Origin of the sequence: Neochlamydia sp. TUME1 (assembly GCF_000813645.1) — a bacterium.
GTDB lineage: Bacteria > Chlamydiota > Chlamydiia > Chlamydiales > Parachlamydiaceae > Neochlamydia.
In genome coordinates this window covers 1-2,351 of the sequence record NZ_JRXI01000057.1, presented here as the reverse complement: position 1 = coordinate 2,351, position 2,351 = coordinate 1, and the positions used below count along the sequence as shown (strand labels likewise).

3 protein-coding genes are annotated in these 2,351 nt (G+C 33.0%); all 3 read left to right on the top strand.

Annotation, left to right across the window (positions count from 1 at the left end; translation table 11 throughout):
• The coding region (locus tag DB41_RS02485; protein ID WP_039383932.1) for a TIGR00730 family Rossman fold protein at nucleotides 1-480 on the top strand (480 nt) is incomplete at its 5' end.
• An 824-nt stretch (nucleotides 481-1,304) separates the two neighbouring features.
• On the top strand, nucleotides 1,305-1,838 hold the full coding sequence (locus DB41_RS02480) for a hypothetical protein (RefSeq protein WP_039383930.1): 534 nt from the start codon (nucleotides 1,305-1,307) through the stop codon (nucleotides 1,836-1,838).
• A gap of 110 nt (nucleotides 1,839-1,948) precedes the next feature.
• Nucleotides 1,949-2,351, top strand: a 403-nt coding sequence (locus DB41_RS02475) for an IS256 family transposase (RefSeq protein ID WP_039383929.1), incomplete at its 3' end; no start/stop codon positions are given.

The window sequence follows — 2,351 nt, the reverse complement described above, 5'->3', positions numbered from 1 at the left end:
AAAGGTTTTGCTATTATTACCGGTGGCGGGCCAGGTCTTATGGAAGCAGCTAATAAGGGAGCTCAAATGACGCAGGGCAAATCGTGCGGATTAGGAGTAGACCTTCCTTTTGAAGCAGAGTTAAATCCTTATATTGATAGAAAGTATCGCCTGAATTTTCGCTACTTTTTTATACGTAAGGTCATGTTTATTCGTTATGCTCAAGGGTTTGTCTTTTTGCCTGGAGGTTATGGCACGTTGGACGAATTATTTGAAGCTCTTACCCTTATTCAAACTCATAAGATCCACCCCTTCCCTATCTATCTAATGGGTAAAGATTACTGGAAGGGAATAATAGATTGGATCAAATCTACCATGCTTACTCAACAATGTATCTCAGAAAATGATTTGAAGTTAATTTCTTTGACGGATGATCCAGAAGAAGTAGCTAATGGTATTGAACGCCATTACCAGCGCAACCACACGCAAAAAAATTTTTAAAAAACCTATTAGCTTGAGGGTTAAGTTTATTTATTTGATAGATAAAGAAGAGTCTCTCTGCCCCAGGCCAGCTAGATAATCAATTTGCTTTGTCCTCCTCAACATAGGGTACATCAGGCATCCTCAATGATTACCTTATAAATCAAAATATAGTCAGCCTCCTCATTCATTTACTTCTTTATTCTATTTCAAACTTTCTTTCATTTATTTTTATAATTATTTCTTAAATAGTTTTTTTAATTATTATCTGTACTATTAGATCTATTATGAAAAATTTGCTGGAAAAAATTAATAGATAGCCTTCAGCTTATCATACCATAAAACTTTTTGCATTTCTTACCCCCGTAGTTACCGATTGGCGAAAATCCATCTTTCCTCCCTCTTAAAAAGCATGTTATACGCTTTCGAGCAATTCCTTATGCAAACCCCTACTTTATAAAACCATTCTCTTAAGTAGAGAAGCAACTTATAAAGAATGGGCATGCAGACGTTGTTTTTTTTAAGCGTATTAACTATAAAGCAAATTTGAAATTATCTATTCTTTAAGCTCGTGAACCTCACTCCCCTATTTTATTTCTCGTTAGCATTTTTTTACAGTCGCAGCCCTATAAATTTCTTCAAAAATTTTGATTCCTTAAAAGAATCCTTTTTACAAGTTATTTCTTATCTAAGATTTTAATTTGAAACCATTAAAACCACAACTTAAAATATTTGAATTAAAAAAATTTAAAACATTAACAACTTTATTAATTAAAAACTATAATTATATTAATCACATATTTTATAATAAGGTTTATAGTTAAAATTTAAACAGGATAGTTATTATGGAAGGAACCTCCAATGATTACTCATCTAGTCATTTAACTAACCGTGCTTTATTCAATGAAAGCCAAACATCCAAGCCTATGGATAAAATAGGAGCTATTTTTCAAACCATTAAAGATATGAGGGGTAAGGATAACAGCTTGGCTACTGTTCAATCACCCGAAGTCTTAATCGATAGATTGTCTGTAAAGCATAAAATTTGGCAAATTAAAACCAATTTACTTCCCCTTATTTTGAGTCAGAACTCCGCCCACGTTTCTATTAAACAAGCCACTTCCGGCACGAATGGTTGCTATTTTATTAAATATAACTTTGAAAACCAAAAGATTGAAGGAGTATTTAAACCTATTAATGAAACAGAAAAAACGCGAGCAGGTATTCCTGAAAGCGAGCAAGCGGTAAGAGAATATTTAGGGTATATGTTAAGCCAATATCTTACAGCTCATTTAATCAAAAACAATATAAGAATAAACATTCAGAATTTTGGGGTACCACCCACGAGTATTGCTAGCTTTGATAAAATCTCCTCTTGAAGATGGTAGTGTAACATTTTTTCTGTAAATTCAATATAGTAAGATAAAGCTTGCTAATAAAAAAGTCTGAGATCAATTTTTCTCTTTAATAACCAAAAAAGGAAAAACATATGATCTCAGACATTAGTGAATGTAAAATAATAGCTGAAATTTTGGAAGGATTAATTAAAGGAGGGACTGACAATTTTGCACCTGTTATAGAAAAGTTACTGAATGAATTAATGAAAATTGAGCGAAAAAAATGTATATGGGCAGAATCCTATGAACGCACGGAAGAACGGAAAGGCTATTCTAACGGATTTAAAGATAAAACCTTAAGTACTCGTTCAGGGTTATTGAAACTGAAAATACCGCAAGTCCGGGGTTTAAAGTTTTATCCCTCATGTTTAGAAAAGGGATGCCGTTCAGAAAGGGCTTTAAAGCTTGCTATAGCCGAAATGTATGTACAAGGTGTTTCTACAAGACGTATTAAGCAAATCACGGAAGAGCTTTGTGGCTTTGATATTAGTGCTA

Excerpts from the sequence above, each read along its gene's own strand:
- DB41_RS02480 (WP_039383930.1), top strand. The coding sequence starts at position 1,305 with ATGGAAGGAACCTCCAATGATTACTCATCTAGTCATTTAACTAACCGT.